The 3,299-nt window shown below is 74.3% G+C and carries 3 protein-coding genes; 1 reads left to right on the top strand and 2 read right to left on the bottom strand.

What is annotated here, in order from left to right; translation table 11 throughout:
• Nucleotides 1-49: 49 nt before the first annotated feature.
• Nucleotides 50-1,660 carry a hypothetical protein gene (locus CNO22_RS28045; RefSeq protein ID WP_157937144.1) on the bottom strand — a complete coding sequence of 537 codons (1,611 nt, stop codon included), beginning with the start codon at nucleotides 1,658-1,660 and terminating at the stop codon, nucleotides 50-52.
• 117 nt (nucleotides 1,661-1,777) lie between these two features.
• On the opposite strand from CNO22_RS28045, the gene CNO22_RS26275 reads away from it, so the two are divergent.
• On the top strand, nucleotides 1,778-2,728 hold the full coding sequence (locus CNO22_RS26275; protein WP_100502184.1) for a 4-hydroxy-3-methylbut-2-enyl diphosphate reductase: 951 nt from the start codon (nucleotides 1,778-1,780) through the stop codon (nucleotides 2,726-2,728).
• A gap of 76 nt (nucleotides 2,729-2,804) precedes the next feature.
• Here the strand turns inward: CNO22_RS26275 and CNO22_RS28050 are convergent.
• On the bottom strand, nucleotides 2,805-3,299 hold a 495-nt coding region (locus CNO22_RS28050), incomplete at its 5' end, for a DUF6542 domain-containing protein (protein WP_157937145.1).

Here is a 3,299-nt window from a genome sequence, read left to right on the forward strand (position 1 = left end):
TTGAGGGGAAGTGTACAAGCGACGCGTACGATAACGAAGTCGCGGTGGATCATCTGCCACCACCGGGCTGATGCACTGGGATAGATCGGTTGGGTGAACTCCGAGGTAATTGTTTTGTTGGACATTGCGGCGACCGCCACGTTCTAGACGTAGGATGTCGTCGGCAGCGTCTGGTGTGTATAGGGGCCAGCGGGCTGTCCTCGACCGCCTGGCGTTCCAGCTTCTCCAGCCGGTTGCGCAGCATCCGCAGGTAGGGCTCCCGGGCGCGGGTGGCCTCCTCGTAGGCGACCAGATCCGCCACGGTGGCGAGCTGGTAGCCGCGCAGGCGGCCACGCAGCTGGGCGACGGTGAAGCCGTCGTAGCCCTCGACCGGCGCCACTCCGGCGGCCGCGGCCCCGGTGGTGTCCTCGGCCTCGTCGGGGGTCACCGACTCGTCGACGTCGGTGCGGACGCCGGTCGCCGCAGCCACGTCGGTGCCGCCCTCGTCGGTGGCGACCACCTCGTCGGTCGGGGCCGCCTCGTCCGTGGGAGCCGCCTCGTCGGTCGCGGCACCCCCGTCGGTCGCGGCCGGTGCGCTCGTGTCCTCGCCCGCGCCCAGGTCGTCGTCGACCTGCGCGCCGGCGGCGGTGACGACCTCGTCGCCGCGGCCGGTCGCCTCGTGGTCCTCGCCGGCGGGCGTCGCCTCGGTCGCGGGGCGGGTGTCGGCGTCGCTGACCCCGCTGCCGAGCGCCTCGTCGACCCCGGCGTCCTGCCGGTCGGCCTGGGCGGGGGCGCCGGGGGTCTCCTCCGCCGACCCACCGGGTGCCTCCTCCGCGGGCGCCTCGGGCGCGGCGACGCCCTCGTCGGTCACGGTGCCCTCGACGGTCGCGACCCCGCCGTCCGGGGTGAGGACGTCGACCTCGGTGGTGACGTCGGGCGCGCCGCCCTCCTCGCCGACGGGGGAGCCGCCCGGGTCGCTCGCCACCGGGGCCTCGGCCGGCGCCGACGGGTGGACGTCGAACTCGGTCGCCTCGGCGTCCAGCAGGGACGCCGGCGGGGGCGTGGGGCTCTCGGCGATCTCGTCGCTGTCGACGGTGCCGGCGTCCCCCGTGCCGCCGTCGACCAGCGCGCTGTCGGGTGCGCCGTCGGCCTCCAGCAGCGCGGTCTCCAGCGCGTCCTCGGTCGTGAGGCCGGGCTCGACGCGGTCGACATCGAGGCCGGCGGCGGCCACCTCGTCGGTGATGTCGGCGAGGGCCTCGACGACCTCCTCGGGCGCCGGGTCGGCGGGCAGCCCGGAGACCTCGTCGTCGATCAGTGCGGCGACCTCCTCGGCCACCTCCTCGTCGTCGACCGACGCCGCAGCGCGGTCGAAGGACGTCGGCTGGTCGAACCCGGGTGCGCGGTCGAAGGCGGAGGTACGACCGGGGGTCGCTCCGGGGAGGTCCTCGTCGAAGGTCGCCAGGCCCGGCTCGGAGTCGCCGCGCAGCCCGGTGAAGACCTCGTCCCCGCGGGCGACCAGGCCGGCGTAGTGCTGCTGCAGCTTCATCGTGGCCTGCATGGCCAGGCCGATCACCCGGACCGGCAGGCCCGGCAGCGTCCGGGGCAGCTGGAGGGTGTCGTCGACGACGGTGGCGGCCAGCCCGACCACCGCACGGACGACCTGTGGGATCTCACGCGACATGGCCCCACCCTGCCCCGAATCGGCGCGCCCGACACCCCCGCGCTGACGCGGAACACACGGATGGTGGTACGCGTCTCGTCCCCGGACGGCCCGGCGGCACCCACTTACCATGGGGTCATGGCTGATCAGCGCGGACGTGTCCTGCTGGCCGATCCCCGGGGCTACTGCGCCGGCGTGGACCGGGCGGTGGTCGCCGTCGAGCGCGCCCTGGAGATCCATGGCGCCCCGGTCTACGTCCGCAAGCAGATCGTCCACAACAAGCACGTGGTGGCGACGCTGGAGCGGCGTGGGGCGGTCTTCGTGGACGAGACCGACGAGGTGCCCGAGGGCTCGGTCGTCGTCTTCAGTGCGCACGGTGTCTCGCCGGCGGTGCACCAGGAGGCCGCGACGCGGCAGCTCCGGACGATCGACGCGACCTGCCCGCTGGTGACCAAGGTGCACCAGGAGGCCAAGCGGTTCGCCCGCGACGACTACGACATCCTGCTGATCGGCCACCGCGGGCACGAGGAGGTCGAGGGCACCTCCGGCGAGGCGCCCGAGCGCATCCAGCTCGTGGACGGCGCCGAGGACGTCGCCAACGTGCAGGTGCGGGACCCGGAGAAGGTCGTCTGGCTGTCGCAGACCACGCTGTCGGTCGACGAGACCCTGGCGACGGTCGACCAGCTCAAGGCCCGCTTCCCCGGCCTGCAGTCGCCGCCGAGCGACGACATCTGCTACGCCACGCAGAACCGGCAGCAGGCCGTCAAGCAGATGGCCGGCGAGTGCGACCTGGTCATCGTCGTGGGCTCCACCAACTCGTCGAACTCCGTGCGCCTCGTCGAGGTGGCGCTGGAGGCGGGCGCCCGCGCCTCGCACCTGGTCGACTTCGCTTCCGAGATCGACCCGGCCTGGCTCGAGGGCGTCGGCACCGTCGGTGTCACCAGCGGCGCCTCGGTGCCCGAGGTGCTGGTCAGCGAGGTCCTCGACTGGCTGGCCGAGCGCGGCTACCCCGACGTCGGGACGGTGAAGGCCGCCGAGGAGCGCCTGGTGTTCGCGCTGCCGCACGAGCTGCGTCCGAAGCGCGCCTGAGAGAACCCCCCTCCACACGACGGTGGCCCCCTCCCGGAACCGGGAGGGGGCCACCGTCGTGTGCGGGGGTCGTCCTTCAGCGACGGGCGGCCCAGCGGATCAGGCCGACGACCGCCGCGACCGCGGTGGCGACCGCCATCGCCGGGAAGCCGCGGATGAGCAGCGTGGCCACCGATGCGAGGTTCAGCGAGGCCGACGGCGCCAGCGCCGTGTTGAGCACGGCCACGGCGATGTACACCAGCGGCGGGGCGGTCACCGTGGTGAGCAGGTCGCTGCGCCGGACCACCAGGGTGGCCGCGGCGCTGGCCACGGTCAGGGTCGCCAGCGTGACCAGGCCCAGGCCGGTGCCGATCCAGGACTCGAGGGCCGCACCGGCCAGGGTCACCAGGAACACGGCGAGGACGGCGACGGCGCCGCGCAGCCGGCTGCCGCGCTCGGGCGCCTGGGCCGTGGCTCCCCGACCGCCCGGACGGCGGCCTGCGGGGCGGGGCTCGGGGGAGCGGGGACCGCGGCGACGGTCGTCGGCGTCGAGGTCGGGCAGGTCGCGGGAGCCTGTCCCCGATACACCACC

This window comes from Geodermatophilus chilensis (assembly GCF_002802985.1).
GTDB lineage: Bacteria > Actinomycetota > Actinomycetes > Mycobacteriales > Geodermatophilaceae > Geodermatophilus > Geodermatophilus chilensis.